Source organism: Amycolatopsis sp. lyj-108, assembly GCF_046549005.1.
Lineage (GTDB): Bacteria > Actinomycetota > Actinomycetes > Mycobacteriales > Pseudonocardiaceae > Amycolatopsis.
Genome location: NZ_JAJPWQ010000006.1, coordinates 296,384 through 312,817 on the forward strand (window position 1 = coordinate 296,384; position 16,434 = coordinate 312,817).

Annotated in this window: 15 protein-coding genes; 6 read left to right on the top strand and 9 right to left on the bottom strand. The window is 70.7% G+C overall.

Going from position 1 to position 16,434, the window contains the following annotated elements:
- The first annotated feature begins 75 nt into the window (after positions 1-75).
- Together ACLJO0_RS23435 and def are read left to right on the top strand one after the other, a co-directional pair.
- The gene (locus tag ACLJO0_RS23435; protein ID WP_410580531.1) at positions 76-4,698 is read left to right on the top strand and encodes an ATP-dependent helicase; all 4,623 of its coding nucleotides are present in this window, start codon (positions 76-78) and stop codon (positions 4,696-4,698) included.
- Positions 4,699-4,735: 37 nt separating this feature from the next.
- Positions 4,736-5,239 (top strand): peptide deformylase, encoded by a 504-nt coding sequence (def, locus tag ACLJO0_RS23440; RefSeq protein WP_410580532.1) that lies wholly within the window; start codon positions 4,736-4,738, stop codon positions 5,237-5,239.
- A gap of 37 nt (positions 5,240-5,276) precedes the next feature.
- Here def and ACLJO0_RS23445 read toward each other — a convergent pair whose 3' ends face one another.
- The 4 genes from ACLJO0_RS23445 to ACLJO0_RS23460 form a co-directional block, all read right to left on the bottom strand.
- Positions 5,277-6,362 carry a GNAT family N-acetyltransferase gene (locus tag ACLJO0_RS23445; RefSeq protein ID WP_410580533.1) on the bottom strand — a complete coding sequence of 362 codons (1,086 nt, stop codon included), beginning with the start codon at positions 6,360-6,362 and terminating at the stop codon, positions 5,277-5,279.
- Between the two features lie 95 nt (positions 6,363-6,457).
- Complete coding sequence (locus tag ACLJO0_RS23450; protein ID WP_410580534.1) at positions 6,458-7,141, bottom strand: VOC family protein; 684 nt, start codon at positions 7,139-7,141, stop codon at positions 6,458-6,460.
- 118 nt (positions 7,142-7,259) lie between these two features.
- The gene (locus ACLJO0_RS23455) at positions 7,260-8,024 is read right to left on the bottom strand and encodes a maleylpyruvate isomerase family mycothiol-dependent enzyme (protein WP_410580535.1); all 765 of its coding nucleotides are present in this window, start codon (positions 8,022-8,024) and stop codon (positions 7,260-7,262) included.
- Positions 8,025-8,222: 198 nt separating this feature from the next.
- Positions 8,223-8,705 (bottom strand): SAV_6107 family HEPN domain-containing protein, encoded by a 483-nt coding sequence (locus ACLJO0_RS23460; protein ID WP_007029300.1) that lies wholly within the window; start codon positions 8,703-8,705, stop codon positions 8,223-8,225.
- A 235-nt stretch (positions 8,706-8,940) separates the two neighbouring features.
- On the opposite strand from ACLJO0_RS23460, the gene ACLJO0_RS23465 reads away from it, so the two are divergent.
- Positions 8,941-9,471, top strand: coding sequence for a YbaK/EbsC family protein (locus ACLJO0_RS23465; RefSeq protein ID WP_125785343.1), 531 nt, complete (start codon positions 8,941-8,943; stop codon positions 9,469-9,471).
- Positions 9,468-10,031, top strand: a complete 564-nt coding sequence (locus ACLJO0_RS23470; RefSeq protein ID WP_410580536.1) for a GNAT family N-acetyltransferase — start codon at positions 9,468-9,470, stop codon at positions 10,029-10,031. Before ACLJO0_RS23465 ends, ACLJO0_RS23470 begins: the two co-directional genes overlap by 4 nt.
- Here ACLJO0_RS23470 and ACLJO0_RS23475 read toward each other — a convergent pair.
- From ACLJO0_RS23475 to ACLJO0_RS23485, 3 genes are all read right to left on the bottom strand, one after another.
- Positions 10,028-10,909, bottom strand: coding sequence for a DMT family transporter (locus tag ACLJO0_RS23475; RefSeq protein ID WP_410580537.1), 882 nt, complete (start codon positions 10,907-10,909; stop codon positions 10,028-10,030). The genes ACLJO0_RS23470 and ACLJO0_RS23475 overlap by 4 nt on opposite strands.
- A gap of 418 nt (positions 10,910-11,327) precedes the next feature.
- Positions 11,328-13,013 carry a DUF885 domain-containing protein gene (locus ACLJO0_RS23480; protein ID WP_410580538.1) on the bottom strand — a complete coding sequence of 562 codons (1,686 nt, stop codon included), beginning with the start codon at positions 13,011-13,013 and terminating at the stop codon, positions 11,328-11,330.
- 42 nt (positions 13,014-13,055) lie between these two features.
- Positions 13,056-13,940 (bottom strand): methylenetetrahydrofolate reductase, encoded by an 885-nt coding sequence (locus ACLJO0_RS23485; RefSeq protein ID WP_007029305.1) that lies wholly within the window; start codon positions 13,938-13,940, stop codon positions 13,056-13,058.
- Positions 13,941-14,075: 135 nt separating this feature from the next.
- Here ACLJO0_RS23485 and merB point away from each other — a divergent pair, with 135 nt between their 5' ends.
- A complete protein-coding gene (gene merB, locus ACLJO0_RS23490; protein WP_396562035.1) occupies positions 14,076-14,753 on the top strand; it encodes an organomercurial lyase in 678 nt (225 codons plus the stop codon).
- Here merB and ACLJO0_RS23495 read toward each other — a convergent pair.
- Both ACLJO0_RS23495 and ACLJO0_RS23500 read right to left on the bottom strand, forming a co-directional pair.
- On the bottom strand, positions 14,750-15,055 hold the full coding sequence (locus ACLJO0_RS23495) for an AzlD domain-containing protein (RefSeq protein ID WP_410580539.1): 306 nt from the start codon (positions 15,053-15,055) through the stop codon (positions 14,750-14,752). The genes merB and ACLJO0_RS23495 overlap by 4 nt on opposite strands.
- Complete coding sequence (locus tag ACLJO0_RS23500) at positions 15,052-15,720, bottom strand: AzlC family ABC transporter permease (protein ID WP_410580540.1); 669 nt, start codon at positions 15,718-15,720, stop codon at positions 15,052-15,054. Before ACLJO0_RS23500 ends, ACLJO0_RS23495 begins: the two co-directional genes overlap by 4 nt.
- A gap of 48 nt (positions 15,721-15,768) precedes the next feature.
- Between ACLJO0_RS23500 and ACLJO0_RS23505 the strand changes: the two genes are divergently transcribed.
- A complete protein-coding gene (locus tag ACLJO0_RS23505; RefSeq protein WP_410580541.1) occupies positions 15,769-16,317 on the top strand; it encodes a CGNR zinc finger domain-containing protein in 549 nt (182 codons plus the stop codon).
- Positions 16,318-16,434 lie beyond the last annotated feature (117 nt).

The following is a 16,434-nucleotide window of genomic DNA, read 5'->3' on the forward strand; positions in this document are numbered from 1 at the left end:
TCTGTCCTGTTGGCAGGCCCGTCTCAGCTCCGCCGACCAGGGCTCGGAGCGAAACTGTCGGTGGTCCGGCGCACTATGGAGGGCGTGGCAGACGTACTCGACCTCTTCTCCCCCGCGACCAGGGACTGGTTCACCGGGGCCTTCGCCGCGCCCACCCTGGCGCAGGAGGGGGCGTGGCGTGCCGCGCACGCGAAGGAACACGCGCTGGTCGTGGCCCCCACGGGCTCCGGCAAGACGCTCTCGGCGTTCCTCTGGGCGCTGGACAGGCTGTCGGTCGAGCCGCCGCCGTCCGAGCCGCGGAAACGCTGCCGCGTCCTCTACGTCTCGCCGCTGAAGGCGCTGGCGGTCGACGTCCAGCGCAACCTGCGGGCACCGCTGGCCGGCATCTCGCAGGCGTCGCGGCGGCTGGGGCTGCCGGTGCCGGACATCGGCGTCGGCATGCGGACGGGCGACACCACCGCCGCCGAGCGGCGCTCGTTCGGCAAGACCCCGCCGGACGTGCTGGTCACCACGCCGGAGTCGCTGTTCCTCATCCTCACTTCCTCCGCGCGTGACTCGCTGCGTGGCGTGGAGACGGTGATCATCGACGAGGTGCACGCGGTCGCGGGCGGCAAACGCGGCGCGCATCTGGCCTTGTCGCTGGAGCGGCTCGACGCTCTCCTCGAAAAGCCCGCCCAGCGGATCGGGCTCTCGGCGACGGTCCGGCCGATCGACGAGGTCGCCTCGTTCCTGGCGGGCGGCAGGCCGGTCACCATCGTCCAGCCGAAACTCGCGAAGACCATCGAGGTCCGCGTCGAGGTCCCTGTCGAGGACATGTCCAATCTCGACGGTCCTCAAGGACCGAAGCAGAACGAAGACCTCGACGCGGGACTCGCCCGGCTCCCCGGCTCGCTCGAGGACATCGACGGCGCACCGCGGCGGCCGTCGATCTGGCCCGCGGTGGAGGAGCGGGTCCTCGAACTGATCCAGGCGCACCGGTCGACGATCGTGTTCGCCAACTCGCGGCGGCTCACCGAGCGGATGACCGCGCGGCTCAACGAACTCGTGGCGGAACAGTCCGAATTGGAGCCGGATCAGCGGTATCCGGCCGAGGCGATCGGCCAGTCCGGGCTCACCACCGGCGCGGCGCCGGTGATCGCGCGGGCGCACCACGGCTCGATGTCGCGCGAGCAGCGCACCCACGTCGAAGAGGAGCTCAAGACCGGCCGTCTCGCCTGCGTCGTGGCGACGTCGTCCTTGGAGCTCGGCATCGACATGGGTGCGGTCGATCTCGTCGTGCAGATCGAGGCACCGCCGACGGTCGCTTCGGGGCTCCAGCGCGTCGGCCGGGCCGGGCACCAGGTCGGCGCGGTGTCGAGCGGGGTGATGTTCCCGAAGTTCCGGGGTGACCTCGTCTCCTGCGCGGTGGTCGCGGAACGGATGGCGTCCGGGTCGATCGAGGCGGTGCGGTATCCGCGGAACCCGCTCGACGTGCTCGCGCAGCAGATCGTGGCCATGGTGGCGCTCGAATCGTGGACGGTCGACGAACTCGCCGCCCTCGCCCGCCGCGCGGCGCCGTTCGCGTCCCTGCCGGACGACGCGTTGCTGGCCGTGCTCGACATGCTCGCCGGCCGGTATCCCAGCGAGGAGTTCGGGGAGCTGCGCGCCCGGATCACCTGGGACAGGGTCAGCGGCGAACTGCACGGCCGTCCGGGTTCGCAGCGGCTGGCGGTGACCTCCGGCGGCACGATCCCCGATCGCGGCCTGTTCACCGTGATGACTCCGGGCGGCGACGACAAACCCGGGTCGCGGGTGGGCGAGCTCGACGAGGAGATGGTCTACGAATCCCGCGTCGGGGACACGATCCTGCTCGGCACCTCCTCCTGGCGGGTCACCGACATCACCCACGACCGCGTGATCGTGGTGCCCGCGCCGGGTGAGCCCGCGCGGATGCCGTTCTGGAAGGGCGACGCCCCGGGCCGCCCGCTGGAACTGGGGCGGGCGCTGGGCGCGTTCGTCCGCGAACTGTCCACTTCGGAGCCTTCGGTGGCCAGGGAACGCGCGGCCGTCGCCGGGCTGGACGAGTACGCGTGCGACAACCTGCTGGCCTACCTGGAAGAACAGAAGTCCGCCACGCGTCATGTGCCGAACGACAAGACCGTGCTGCTGGAACGCTTCCGCGACGAACTCGGTGACTGGCGGGTCATCCTGCACTCGCCGTTCGGCGCTCAGGTCAACGCGCCGTGGGCGCTCGCGATCGCGGCCCGGCTCCGGGAGAACCGCGGGGTCGACGCCCAGGTGGCGCATTCCGACGACGGCATCGTGCTGCGGCTGCCGGAAGCCTTGGACTCGGAAGGCTCGGAAATCACCATCGGCATCGATGACGTGCTGCTCGATCCGGAGGAGGTCGAGCAGCTGATCGTCGCCGAGGTCGGCGGCTCGGCGTTGTTCGCCGCCCGGTTCCGGGAATGCGCGGCGCGGTCGCTGCTGCTCCCCCGCCGGGATCCGCGCCGCCGCACGCCGCTGTGGCAGCAGCGGCAGCGCGCGTCGCAGCTGCTTTCGGTCGCGGCCAAGTACGAGCGGTTCCCCGTCGTGCTGGAGGCGATGCGGGAAGTCCTGCAGGACGTGTACGACGTCGGCGGGCTGCGCGAACTGATGACCGACGTCCGGTCGCGGAAGGTCAAGCTGGTCGAGGTCGAGACACCGTCGGCGTCCCCGTTCGCGCGCAGCCTGCTCTTCGGCTACGTCGGGATGTTCCTGTACGAGACCGACGCCCCGCTCGCGGAACGGCGTGCGGCGGCGCTGGCGCTGGATTCGACGCTGCTGGCCGAACTGCTCGGCACCGAGGCGATCCGGGAGCTGCTGGACGCCGAGGTCGTCGCCGAAGTCGAACGCTCGTTGCAACGGCTCGACCCCGACAGGCATGCCCGCAACGCCGAGGAAGCCGCGGATCTGTTGCGATTCCTCGGAGATCTCTCGATCGAGGAGGCCGCCGCACGCGGCATCCAGCGGGAGTGGCTGGAGGAACTGGAGGCCGCGCGGCGAGTGCTCCGGGTCCGCATCGGCGGTGGCGAACGCTTCATCGCCATCGAGGACGCGGGCCGGGTGCGGGACGCGCTGGGCACCGCGCTGCCGGTCGGCGTGCCGGAGGCGTTCACCGAACCGGTCGACGATCCCGTCGGCGACCTGCTGTCGCGTTATTCGCGCAGCCGTGGCCCGTTCAGCGCCCGTCAGGCTGCCGAGCGGTTCGGCCTCGGGACGGCCGTGGTCACCGGTGTGCTGGACAGGCTGACCGCGCAGGGCAGGCTGGTCCGGGGCGAGCTGAGCCCGGTCGGGCATCCGGAGACCCACGGCGTCGGAATGGAGTTCTGCGACGCGTCGGTGCTGCGCAGGCTCAGGCGGGCGTCGCTGGCCCGGCTGCGGGCCGAGGTCGAGCCGGTCGAACCGGCGGCGCTGGGCCGGTTCCTGCCGTCGTGGCACGGCATCGGCGCGCGCGTGCGGTCGGCGCCGACGGCGGACGACGTGCTGTCCGTGGTCGAACAACTGGCCGGTGCCCCGCTCCCGGCGAGCGCCGTCGAGTCGCTGATCCTGCCGAGCAGGCTGCCCGGCTACACCCCCTCGCTGCTGGACGAACTCACCACGGCGGGCGAGGTCACCTGGTGTGGCTGCGGTTCCCTGTCCGGCGGGGACGGCTGGCTGGCGCTCGCCCCCACGGACGTCGCCGATCTGCTGCTGCCCGACCTCGACGACGATCTGCCCTCCGGGCCGCTGCACCAGGCCATTCTGTCCACTTTGGAGGGTGGGGCGCAGTTCTTCCGCCAGCTCGTGGACCGCGCGTCGCCGTTGGTCGAAACCCCGCCCAACGACGGTGAAGTCGTCGCCGCGCTGTGGGATCTCGTCTGGGCCGGGCTGGTCACCGGGGACACGCTGGGCCCGTTGCGGGCGCAGGTCTCCGGTTCCGGCGCGGCGCACAAGCCGCGACGGCAAGCTCCTCGTGGCCGGTACGCAAGGCTTCGTGCCGGACGACCGGCGATGCCTTCGCGCACGGGTCCGCCGACGGTCGCGGGGCGCTGGGCGCTGACTCCGGACCGCGCACCGGATCCGACCAGGCGTGCGCTCGCGCGGACGGAGGCGTTCCTGGAACGGCACGGCGTCCTCACCAGGGGCGCACTCGACACCGAGCGCGTGACAGGCGGGTTTTCCGGGATCTACAAGGTTTTGCGCGGCATGGAGGATTCGGGCCAGGTCGTCCGCGGTTACGTGGTCGAAGGGCTCGGCGCGGCGCAGTTCGCGGCGAAGGGCGCGGTCGACAGGCTGCGCGCGCAGTCCGGGAACCAGCGCACCACCACGGAAGGCGCCGTCGTACTCGCCGCCGCCGACCCGGCCCAGCCCTACGGCGCCGCGTTGCCGTGGCCCGGCGCGACGGGCGACCCGAAACACCGTCCGGCAAGGAAGGCGGGCGCGCTGGCGGTGCTCGTGGACGGCGTCCCGGCGATGTACGTCGAACGCGGCGGCCGGTCGCTGCTGAGTTTCACCGAGGATCAGGAGACGTTGCGGTCGGCCGCGCGGGCGTTGTCCACGGCGGTGCGGGAAGGCTGGCTGGGTCAGCTCGCGGTGCAGAGGGCCGACGGCGAAGTGGCACTCACCTCGGAGCTTTCCAGCGTCCTCCAGGAGGCGGGATTCCGGGCGACTCCCAAGGGACTGCGCCTGCGGGCCTAGAATCACGGCTCAGACCTGCGGAGAAGGACGTTCGAACATGGTGATGCGCGACCTGCGCTACTTCGGGGATCCCGTGCTCAAGACCGTATGCGACCCGGTCAAGACATTCGACAAGAAGATCGAGTCGCTGGTGACCGATCTGATGGACGGGGTGAAACCGTCCGGACGCGCCGGGCTCGCGGCGCCGCAGATCGGGGTCGGCCTGCGGGTGTTCAGCTACGACGTCGGCGGGCTGAGCGGATACGTGATCAACCCGGAGATCGTCGAGCTGTCCGAAGAGACGCATGAGATCGGCGAGGGCTGCCTGTCCGTGCCGGAACTGTGGTTCCCGGTCGTCCGCGCGAAGCACGCGGTGGTGCGGGGTGTCGACCTGCGCAACGAGCCCGTCGAGGTCGAAGGCTTCGACGTGCTCGCCCAGTGCCTGCAGCACGAGACCGATCACCTCGACGGCAAGCTCTACCTGGAACGGCTCACTCCCGAACGCAAGAAGCGCGCGCTGGGCGAGGCCCGGGGCAAAGACTGGTTCTGGAACCGCAAGTAGTCACCTGGTTGCGATCGTTTCTTTCGCAAGTAGGTGACTAATTGCGGGGGTTGGGGAGCGTGAGGCGCAGGGTGCCGGAGTCGCCGGGGGCACGTTCGGGGCGGAGCCCCGCGCGGGCGGCGGTGCGGTAGAGGGAATCGTCGCCGGGCAGGCAGACGGCGGCGAGTTCGCGCTCCCCCTTGGCGGCGGCGAGGACGGCGAGCCTGGTCAGCAAGGCGGTGCCGATGCCTTGGCGCTGCCAGGAATCCTCGACCAGGAGTGAGACTTCGGCCGCGCCGGCGTCGGCCGACGGGATCAGCTGGCCGAGACCGATCACGTCCCGGCCGCAGACCGCGAGCAGGCTGATCCCCCGCGGCGGCATCAGGAGCCGGTGCAGCCAGCGGCGCGGCACTGCGCGCATTCCCGTGTGGTAGCGGTGGAAAAGCGTGGTCATCGAGCATCTCTGGTGCAGCGCGGACACCGCTTCCGCGTCACCGGGGACGCCCTTCCGCAGGACGATCGCGGCGCCGTCGGCCCGGTCGAGCACGACCGGACCGGTCACGTTGTCGCGGACGGCGGTCATCAGCCCGGTCAGCGCGACCGCGCGGCTCAGTTCCAGTTCGACGAACGGCGACCACCGGCGGCGCGCGACGAACGCGGTGCCGTCGCCCGCCGGGAACACCGCCCGATGCCCGCCCTCCGTGCGGGCCGGGTTCGCCTCGATCGACGGGACCTTCGTGACGACGTCGGCCGCGAGGACGCCGCGAAGGACCTCCGCGAGGCCGCTGGGCTCCTCGACGGCTCTCTTGGCCGCGGCGAACGTCGCGGTGGCCGGATCGACCAGTTCGGCCAGATCCGCGTCGATGACGGCGGAGCATTCGCATCCTTCGTCGCGGATGGCGTCGATGAGCAGTTGCCGCGGCAGACCGGTGGCCGGCCGCAGGACGATCTCGTCGAGCACGCCGCCGGGGACCGGGAGCACCGACAACCCGAGGATGTTGCACTCGAGGTCGGCCAGCCGGATCGCGATCCTGGCCAGGGTGCCCGGCCGGTCGTCCACGCGGATCCGGACCCGCCAGGCCGACGCGGTCGTTGTCTCTTCACCGGGGTGAAGCTGGGCGGGCCGGACTCGATAGGTCTCCATGAGCTCCACGGTCCCGGCCGGTTGTTGCCTGCCAACGGCGCGGGTGTTTCGCTCAGGTCAGCGTTCGACGCCACCGCGCAACCCCGGCGAAACAACTAGCGGGGTGCGAGCACAGTGAACTCGTTGCCCTCCGGATCCACCATGGCCACGGCGCCTTGCCTCGCCGAACCCTGTCCTGTCGCGCCGAGCTCCCTAAGACGCCGGACTTCGGCCGCCCGGCTCTTGCCTCGCCGTGGCGCGATCTCGAACCGCAGCCTGTTCTTGTGCTGTTTCTCCTCTTTCGTGGCGAGGAACTCGACCCACGGGCCGCGCCCGCCCGGTGGCCGCAGACCCACGATCGTCTTCTCACGGACGCCGATCTCCCAGCCCAGGGCTGCCGCCCAGAACCGCGCGAGCCGCTCCGGGTCGAGGGCGTCGGTGACGATCGAAGCGATCGCGCCGGCGCCCTCGTACTGCTCGCGCGGTTCGAGGACGCAGAACTCGTTGCCCTCGGGGTCCGCGAGCACCACCCACGGCACCCGTTTCTCCTCCGGCGGGCCCTGGCCGATGTCGATGTGCCGTGCGCCGAGGGACAGCGCACGGTCCACCAGTTCGGCCTGGTGCCCGGGCGAACGGCTCGTCAGATCCAGGTGCAGCCGGTTCTTGCCCCGTTTGGGGACCGCCTCGGAGCGGAACGCCGGTTGAAACGGGGCGTCCCAGCTGAACAGCCCTTCCCAGAAACCCGCCAGATCTCTGGGAAGGGCCGAGTCGAAGACCAGGTTCACCAGCTGTGATGCCACACCTGTGAACCTAGACGGCACCACCGACACTTCCGAGTGATGTAGGCGAATCCGCTCTTCGGGCACATCTTCGGCTCCGCCGACTGGCGCTGACCGGTTTGGCTTCCCCACCGACCGGTCATCGAGTCGCGAGCCGCAAAAGGGCCCAAAGTTGTCCCGCCATGTCCTGGTCTCCGCTGACCGTCACCGCCGTCGGACCCGCCCGGCCCCAGAGCCAGCGGTAGATCTTGTCCGGATGCCCGGTGATCAGATCGTCCGCGCGCTGGGCCTCCTCGGCGGAGCATCGCCAGGCGACCGTTTCCGTGGGCCCGGCTCTGGCGATCCAGTGGTGGCCCGCGGTGCGCACGCCGACCGATCCGGTTCTGGTGCCGGACAAGCCCAGCAACGGCAGCCGCTGGCCGAACCACAGCACCAGCGCCTCGTCGATCCCGTCGAGTGCCACGTCTTCGGGGATCACCGACACTTCCCGGCCGGCGGCGCTCTCCGCGTCGATCCGGTGGATCGTCGTCTCGTGCGCCATCCGCCGTCGCCAGAACCCGTAGCTGCGGTCCGCCGGCCACCAGGTCTGCGCCGATGCCTCCGGTTCGTGCGCGGACAGTTCGGCGACGAGCTCGTCCCGGCCCTCGCGGAAGTACTCCTCCAGCGACTGCGTCGGCCCCGGTTTGCGCTGCCAGTGCTCGGGACGCCGTCCGTCGATGATCCAGCGGCGGGTGACCCGGTACACGCTGCCGACATGCCTGAGGACCTCACCGAGCGTCCAGCCGGGGCAGGTCGGGACCGGCGCGTCGGCGGACGCGGTGTGCGCCACCTGGGCCATCAGCTCGGTTTCGGCGCCGAGCGCCTCCAGGAACCTGCCCTGGTCGATCATGGCCTGCCCGGCCATCGGGCACCCCCTCTCCCTGGTGACTCTGTCGAATAGGTGAACCCGCGTCCGCGATCGGCGTCGGCAGGGCACGACCTGGTCTTTCAAGTCACGAAGGTGGTGAAGGCGCCCTGCCACCGCGATAGCGGGGCCTTCGGCCGGGCGGGTTCACGGGTACGGCCACTTTCCGGACGAAACCGCAGCTCCGCCGACAGGCTGCTAAGCCACATGCGCCGAATCACCCATCGGCAGCCCGTGCACCACTCGTCGGACGAGTTCCAGGAACACCGTGGCGGCCCGCGTCAGCTCGTCCGCCAGTTCGACGGTGACCTTGCCGGTGATCCCCGCCTGCGCGGCGGCCCGCGTCGCGGAGTTGGCCGCGAAGAACGCCGCCCACTCCTTCAATTCGGGCGCGACGGAGTCGAGCAGCACCCAGCCGCTCGCCGGCCGGGCCCGGCCCCGGTGCGGACGGCCACGGGCCTCCAGTACCGCCGCCGCGCCCCGCAGCGCGGCGAGATACGCCCCGATGAACCGCTCCGCGGGATCGTTTTCCCGCTCTGCCTCGGCGAGACCCCGCCTCGCCTGTGCGTACAAGGAGACCGCCGCGGGTGGTGCCGGCGGGCGCAACGACATCGGCAGGGCGGGCTGCGCGGTGCCCCCCGGCCTCTCGGCTTCGTCAGGGGACACGACCGAAACGGACATGACGACCCTCCTCCTGTACGTGAGCGCCGGCCGGTGCCCGGCGCCGAGGCGCTTCCCCCGCCCCCGCGCCGGGCACCTACCGGTGCGCGCTCACCGAATGTCGAACGTCTGTTCGAACAAGACCAATGTAACCCCGAAGTGCCCATTCCTTCAACCCCGCAGCCTCAACCCCGTACCGGGGTGATCGCCGCATGTGGTGCGGGACACCGGATCGGTCACGTGATCTCATAGGCCTATGAGCACCATCGACCAGTCCGGGCATCCCTCGGTGGCCAAGGTCGCGGCCGCGCTCGCCGAGGCGGGTCAGCAGGACGCCGCGGACGGGATCCGGATCCTCCCCGCCGAAGTCCGCACGGCCGCGCAAGCCGCCGAAGCGCTCGGTGTCGAGGTCGGCGCGATCGCGAACAGCCTCGTGTTCCGCAGCCGTACCGGCGGGACCGAAACGGCCCTGCTGGCCTTGACCTCGGGCGCGCACCGCGCCGACACCGGCATCCTCGCCTCGCTGACCGGCGCCGACGAGATCGGCAAGGCGGACGCGGATTTCGTCCGCGCGCACACCGGGCAGCCGATCGGCGGCGTCGCCCCGGTCGGTCACCCGAAGGCGTTGACCACCCTCGTCGACACCGCGTTGCGCGCCCACGACGTCGTCTGGGCCGCCGCCGGACACCCGAAGTCGGTGTACCCCACGACGTTCGCTCGCCTCGTCGCGCTGACCGGGGGCACTCCCGCGGACGTCGCGGGCGCCGGGCAGGATGGGCGCCCGTGACCGCGATGTCCTCGGAATGCACCCGTTACGTCCAGCTGTCCGCGGACGAGTTCCGCGCCCGGCTCCCCGAGGCGCTGACCATCTACGTCAACGCCATGCGCTACCCCGAAGGCACGGCCGAGCAACGCGCGCCGATGTGGCTCACGCACGCGCTGCGCGAAGGCTGGCGCTGCATGGCCGCGCTCGACGCGGACGGTGTCCTGCTCGGGCTCGCCTACGGCTACAAGGGCCGCGGCGGCCAGTGGTGGCACGAACAGGTCCGCCACGGCCTGACCCGCCGCGAGGGCCAGACCGCCGCCGAGCACTGGATGTCGGACTACTTCGAGCTCACCGAGATCCACGTCAGCCCCGAAAACCAGGGGAAGCGGATCGGCGAGGACCTCCTGCGGCGGCTGCTCGACGGCGTGCCCAACGCCCACGTCCTCCTTTCCACGCCGGAAGGCACCAGCCGGGCCTGGAACCTGTACCGGCGCGTCGGATTCGTCGATGTGCTGCGGGACTACCACTTCGCCGGGGATCCGCGGGCGTTCGCGATCCTCGGACGGACGCTGCCGCTCTAAGGTTTCGAGTAGGCGACGGCGAGCGCGGCGATGAGCACCGCCGCGCCGCACCAGCCCACGGCGCCGAGCCGTTCACCGAGCAGGGCCATCGACAGCAGCGCGGCGGTCAACGGTTCCAGCAGGGCGGACAACGCGGCCAGTACGGGATGCGCGCCTTCGAGACCACGGAAGTACGCGGCGTACGCCAGCGCCGTGGGCACGATGCCGAAGTAGACGACGAGCGCGAGCACGTCGGCCTGGACCGGCACGGCCATCCCGAACCACAACGCGGCGGGCGTGAGCGCGGCGCCGCCGATCAGGCAGCCGAACGCCGTGGTGGGCAAGGGATCCAGCCCCTCGACGCGGGTCGCGGTCACCAGCGTCAGCGCGGCGAACCCGGCCGCGGCGAGCAAGGCGAACAGCACTCCGGCTGTGTTGACCTCTTCTCCGGGCGTCCACTGCAGTAGCGCCAGCCCGATGAGGGATCCGACCAGCGACACCGCTGTCCACCGCGTGGGGAGTTTCCTGGACCTGACGACCGTCGCGACGGCGAGCAGAACGGGTGCGCTGCCGATGGTGGTCATCGTCGCGACGCTCACGGAACTCAACGAGACCGCGACGAAATAGCTGGTCTGGAAAAGGGCGAACAAGCCGCCGACCGCCAGGAGGCGACGGCGGACCTGAGTCGTGCGGGGAAGGCCGCGGAGGCCCCCGGTGAGCCAGAGGTAGCCGGTGGCGATCACGCCGCCGATGAGCAGCCGGTACGCGGCGACACTCAGTGGATGGAGCCCCGCGCGGGAGGCGAGCAGGGATCCGGCGAGGCCGCCGGTCCCCCAGAGGACACCGGCGAGGACGAGCGCGGCCGACGATCGGGCGCGCGTGGGTACGGCTACGGACATGGGGAAACGCTCCTGCGTCTTGTCGTGTCAGTGGACGGCGACGACGCGGGGTGCTTCAGTGCAGCACGGATCGGCCGGGCGGCTGGAACGCCGCGCGGCCGGAGACACCCCGCTCAGGAAGCGGGGGGTGGGGTGACGAGAAAGATCCGGTGCACAAGGGGGAACGTATCAAGGCTTCGGTGGTGGGGGCACGTGAATTGCGGCACGCGGCGGGCCACGTGGTCGTGAGTGGCGATTCATGCGCCATCGCTGTGGTCGATGGTGTCGCTGAGGCTGTTGGTGATGTCCCGAGGTCCTCTGAGCAGGGCGGAAGCACGTATCCGGAGGGTCCATCCGGATGCAATGAAGGGGCCTTTCATTGCAAATTTTGCAATGAAAGGCCCCTTCATTGCGCGCGCGAGGGCCGAAGGAGCGCCGCTCAGTCCAGTGCGGCCAGCATCTCCCGCAGCGTGTCCAGCCCCATCCCGCCGAGCGCCAGCGCCCGCGTGTGGAACTGCTTGATGTCGAAGGCGTCCCCCTGCCGCGCACGGGCCTCGTCACGCGCGGCGAGCCACAGGCGTTCGCCGAGTTTGTACGACGGCGCCTGCCCGGGCCAGCCCAGGTAGCGGTCGATCTCGTCGTGCACGTGGGCCGGGTCGGTGACGGTGCGGGTGAGCATGAACTCCAGGCCCAGCTCCGGCGTCCAGCGCTCGCCCTCGTGGAAGCCGGTGCCCGCCGGGATCTCCAGTTCCAGGTGCATGCCGATGTCGACGATCACCCGCGCGGCGCGGAACAGCTGCTCGGACAGCATGCCGAGCAGGTCGCCGTCGTCGGCGAGGAAGCCGAGGTCCTGCATCAGCCGCTCGGAATACAGCGCCCAGCCCTCGGCGTGCCCGGAGGTGAACGCGAGCAGCCGCTGGTACTTGTTCAGCGAGCCGGACTGGTCGACCGCGGTCGCGATCTGCAGGTGGTGGCCCGGCGCGCCCTCGTGGTAGACGGTGCTGACCTCACGCCAGGTGACGAACTGGTCCCGGCCCTGCGGCAGCGACCACCACATGCGGCCAGGACGCGCGAAGTCCTCGCTCGGGGCGGTGTAGTACGCGCCGACGGTGCCGCCGGGCGGGGCGATCTTGCACTCCAGCTCCATCACCCGGTCGGAGATGTCGAAATGCTTGCCGCGCAACGACTTCAGCGCGTTGTCGGACAAGTTCTGCATCCAGGCCTGGAATTCGGCCCGGCCGCGGACGACGTACTTGGGGTCGGCGTCGAGGACGGCGGCCGCCTCGGCGAGGGTGGCGCCGGGTTTGATCCGGCCGGCGACCTCACGCATTTCCGCTTCGATGCGGGTGAATTCGGCCCAGCCCCAGGCGTAGGCCTCGTCCAGGTCGAGGGTGGCTCCGGTGAACAGCCGGGACCACAGTTTGTAGACCTCGGCGCCGACGGCGTCCTTGACCGGCGCCAGCGGGGCGAGTTCGGCGCGGAGGAAACCGGCGAACTCCGCGTACGCCTCCTGAGCGGCGTGAGCGGCCTGGCCGAGCTTGGCGCGCAGCTTCTCGTCGACGTCCTTCGCTCCCGAGATCAGCGTCTCGAAGAAACCGGCGTCGTCCTTCAACCCTGCCCAGGTTTCGGCCTGTTCGGCGACCTTGCCGACCTGCCGCAACGCCGAGACCCGGCCGCTGTTCGCGGCCGCGAGCAGCGAGGCACGGAGGCCGTCGAGCGCTTCGGGCACCTTCGCCATCCGGGCGGCGATCGTCGCCCAGTCCTCCGGGGTGTCGGTGGGCATGAGGTCGAAGACCATGCGCAGTTCCTGCACGGGGCTTTCGATCACGTTCAGCGCCGCGACGTCGAGACCCGCCTCGTGGATCTCCAGCTGCAACCCGATTCGCTCGGTGAACACCGCCTTGGCCGCGCGCTCGCCGTCGTCGGCGGGTTCGGCCGCTTCGATCTCGGCCAGCGCGCGCGTGGCGATCGCCGCCCTGGCCGCGTGTCCGGCAGGCGAGTAGTCGGTCAGTTGGTCGTCGTATCCGGAGATGCCGAACGTCGTCGCGGCGACCGGGTCGGCCGCGGCGTACTCGTCGACGTACCGGTCACAGATCTGGTGCACACTTTGCGCGGTCGAAGCCATGACCGGCACGCTACCGGGACAGCGGGCGACTTCGGTACGGAGTTACGCCCGGGCCGGGACCAGCCCGAGCCTGCTGACCACCTCACGCGTGGCCTTGGACCGGTTGAACGTGTAGAAGTGCAGGTCAGGGACACCTTCGGCGATGAGCCGCTCGCACAGTTCGGTCACCGCGTCGATCCCTTCCGCGCGGAAGGCCTTCGGGTCGCCGGCGAGCGGTTCGAGCCGGTCCAGCAGCCGCCGCGGCGCCGGCGCGCCGGACAGCTTGATCGACGTGTGCAGGGTCCGCGGCGTGGTCAGCGGCATGATGCCGGGGATGACCAGCGCCTCGCAGCCGGTGGCCGCCACCCGGTCGCGCAGGCGGAGGAAGTCTTCCGGCTCGAAGAACAGCTGCGCGATCGCGAAATCCGCGCCCGCGCGCAGCTTGCGCACGAGGTACTCCGTGTCGGCCTCGAGGTTCGCCGACCTCGGGTGGCCGTACGGGAACGCCGAGACGCCGACGCAGAAGTCGCCGAGCGAACGCACCAGCTCCACGAGTTCTTCGGCGTAGTTGAGCCCGTCCGGATGGGGGACCCAGTCGCCGTAGACGTCACCCGGCGGGTCTCCACGCAGCGCGAGGATGTTCCGCACGCCGACGGCGGCGTACCAGCCGATGACGTTGCGCAGTTCCGCGACCGAGTGGTTCACGGCGGTGAGGTGCGCCATCGGCACCAGCGTGGTTTCGGTGGCGACGCGGGCGATACTGCGGATCGTGCCGTCCCGGCTGGAGCCGCCCGCGCCGTAGGTGATCGACATGTACGCCGGGTCCAGCGGCTCGAGTTCCCGGATCGACTTCCACAGCACCGCCTCGTCGGCCGCGTCGCGAGGCGGGAAGAACTCGATGGAGAACACGGGTCCATCACCCTGCAACCGCTCGACCACCGACGTCATACCGCCATGTTAAGGGGGACGTCCGCTGGCTGGGAGCCCCCTCTCAGGCAGTGGGCATGCGACCTCGGCCACTCGCGAGCGGTTGCCGAGTGGCGCCGGCCTGGGGAGACTCGGTGACGAGCACAGGGAGCCGCCATGAGCGCCGAAACCGACACCAGCTGGGACGAGGACGTCCGCGTCGCGGTCTACCGCGCGTTCGCCGAGCACGGGAGGCCGCCGACGGCGCCGGAACTGGCCGACGCCGCCCACGGATCGCTCGCGGTGGCGAAACAGGCACTGCACCGGCTCGCGGAGCGGCGGCACCTCGTGCTCGACGACTGCGAGCACGTCGTGATGGCGCATCCGTTCGCCGCGATCCCGCTGGGTTTCTCGGTGATGGGTGAGCGGACGCTGTGGTGGGGCGGCTGCGCGTGGGACGCGTTCGCGATCCCGCATCTGGTCAAGGCCGAACCCGAGGTGCTGGTGTCCACACGCTGCCGGGGCTGCGGCGAACCGCGAGCCCTGCTCGTGAACGACCAGGTCCCACCGAAGGGTGATCTGGTCGCGCATTTCCTCGTCCCGGCGGCCCGGATGTGGGACGACGTCGTGCACACCTGCGGGAACCAGCGCCTGTTCTGCGGCGAGTCCTGTGTGGACGATTGGCTGGCGGAAACGGGGCAGGACAAGGGTTATGTCATGGACCTGGCGACGTTGTGGCGGCTCGCGGCCGGCTGGTACGACGGCAGGCTCGACCACGGCTACACCCGCCGGGATCCGGCCGCCGCGGCCGCGTACTTCGAACAGGCCGGGCTGAGCGGACCGTTCTGGGCCTAGACGAGGAACCGGAGCGCCGCGGTGACGACGACCCCGCAGAGGATCGCGGCGAGCACCGGGACGCGCAGCAGGTAGGTCACCGCGATCGCGGCCAGTCCCGCGCACAGCGTCCAGTCGACCCCGGACCAGGCCGGACCGGTCACGTCGGTCAGCACCAGACCGGCCAGCAGCGCGGGCGCCAGCAACGCGATCACACCGGCCAGACGCGGCGGCAGCGTCCGGTCGCCGAGCAGGACCGGGCCCGCCGCCTTGAACCCGATGCTGACCAGCGCGACGGCGACGATGGCGATCCAGAGCGTCATCGCCGCGTCCCCAGGCCCAGCAGCGCGGCGGCCGACGCGCCGATCAGCGCGAGCCCGACCGGGACGAACAGCACCAGTATCCCGGCGAGGCAGGCGGCGAGCGCCGCGGTCCGGACCGCCTCGCGGGAACGGCGCAGTTCGTCGATGAGCAGGACCAGGAAGAAACCGGGGAACACGACGTCGAGCCCGAACCGCGCGACGACGTCCGGCGGCGGCGCGGCGAGGACGCCGAGCACCGTCCCCAGCACCCAGGCGGGCAACTGGACAAGGGTGCAACCGATGAGTTTTTCGCGATCGAAACGTCCCTCGCCGAGGTGGGCGGCCACCCACGAACCGTCGACGACGGCCTGGCCCTCCCACGCGCGGCGCAGCCGTCCTCCGCGCAGATCCGCGGCGACGGCGGCGCCCATCGGCAGGAACCGGGCGTTGATCAGGGCCGCGGCGCCGACCGCGACGGCGATGTTGCCGCCGCCCGCGAGCGCGGTGGCCATCGCGAACTGGGCCGAGCCGGAGAACACGAGGATCGACGCGGCGATCGGTGCCACGATCCCCCAGCCCAGAGTCTGGCTGTACGCGCCGAAAGTGACGCCGAGGACGAAGGTCGCGACACCCAGCCCGAGCCCGACACGGGCGCCGGCCAGGTAGTTCCGCCGGAGCGTTGTCATAGCACCAAGCCTAACAAGCTAAACTACTTTTGACCATTAGGAGGATTCGTGGACGGCCACTGGGACGGGTACGACAGCATCGGCGGGAGCGTGCCGTTGGACCTGGTCAACACCGTTTCCTGGCGCCGCGATCCGGCCCGGCGGGAAGACCGGCTTTCGACCCCGGAACGGCTGTCGGAGTGGGTCGTCCTGGTCGGCGCGGGCGCCGAACGGCTGGAGATCTCCGAGGCCGTCCTGGACACGGTGAAGGCCTTCCGCGAGACGCTGTACCGCGTGCTCGTGTCGGATCCGCCGGACGTCACGGCGCTGCGAAAGCCCCTGATCGAGGCATACCGGCACGCGTCGCTCCCGCCGTCCTTGCCGATGCGGTGGGTGGTGCCGCTGGAGAGCGGCGACGCGTTGCCGCATTTCCTCGCACTGGCGGCCGAGGACCTGCTCCGGACCGGGGATCTGGAGCGGATCCGGGAGTGCGAAGGGCCCGGCTGCGGCTGGGTCTTCACCGACCAGACGCGCAACCGGTCGCGGCGCTGGTGCAGTTCGTCGGACTGCGGCAACCGGGCGCGGGCGAAACGGCACTACGACAAGACTCGCGTTTAGTCACCTACTTGCGGCAGTTGGCGCTACGCACTACCGCGATTCGGCACCCGGTTGCCGTAGTTGCACGCGCAAGGACCGCAACCAGGTGACGAATTGCAACAACGGACCGCGTCTCGT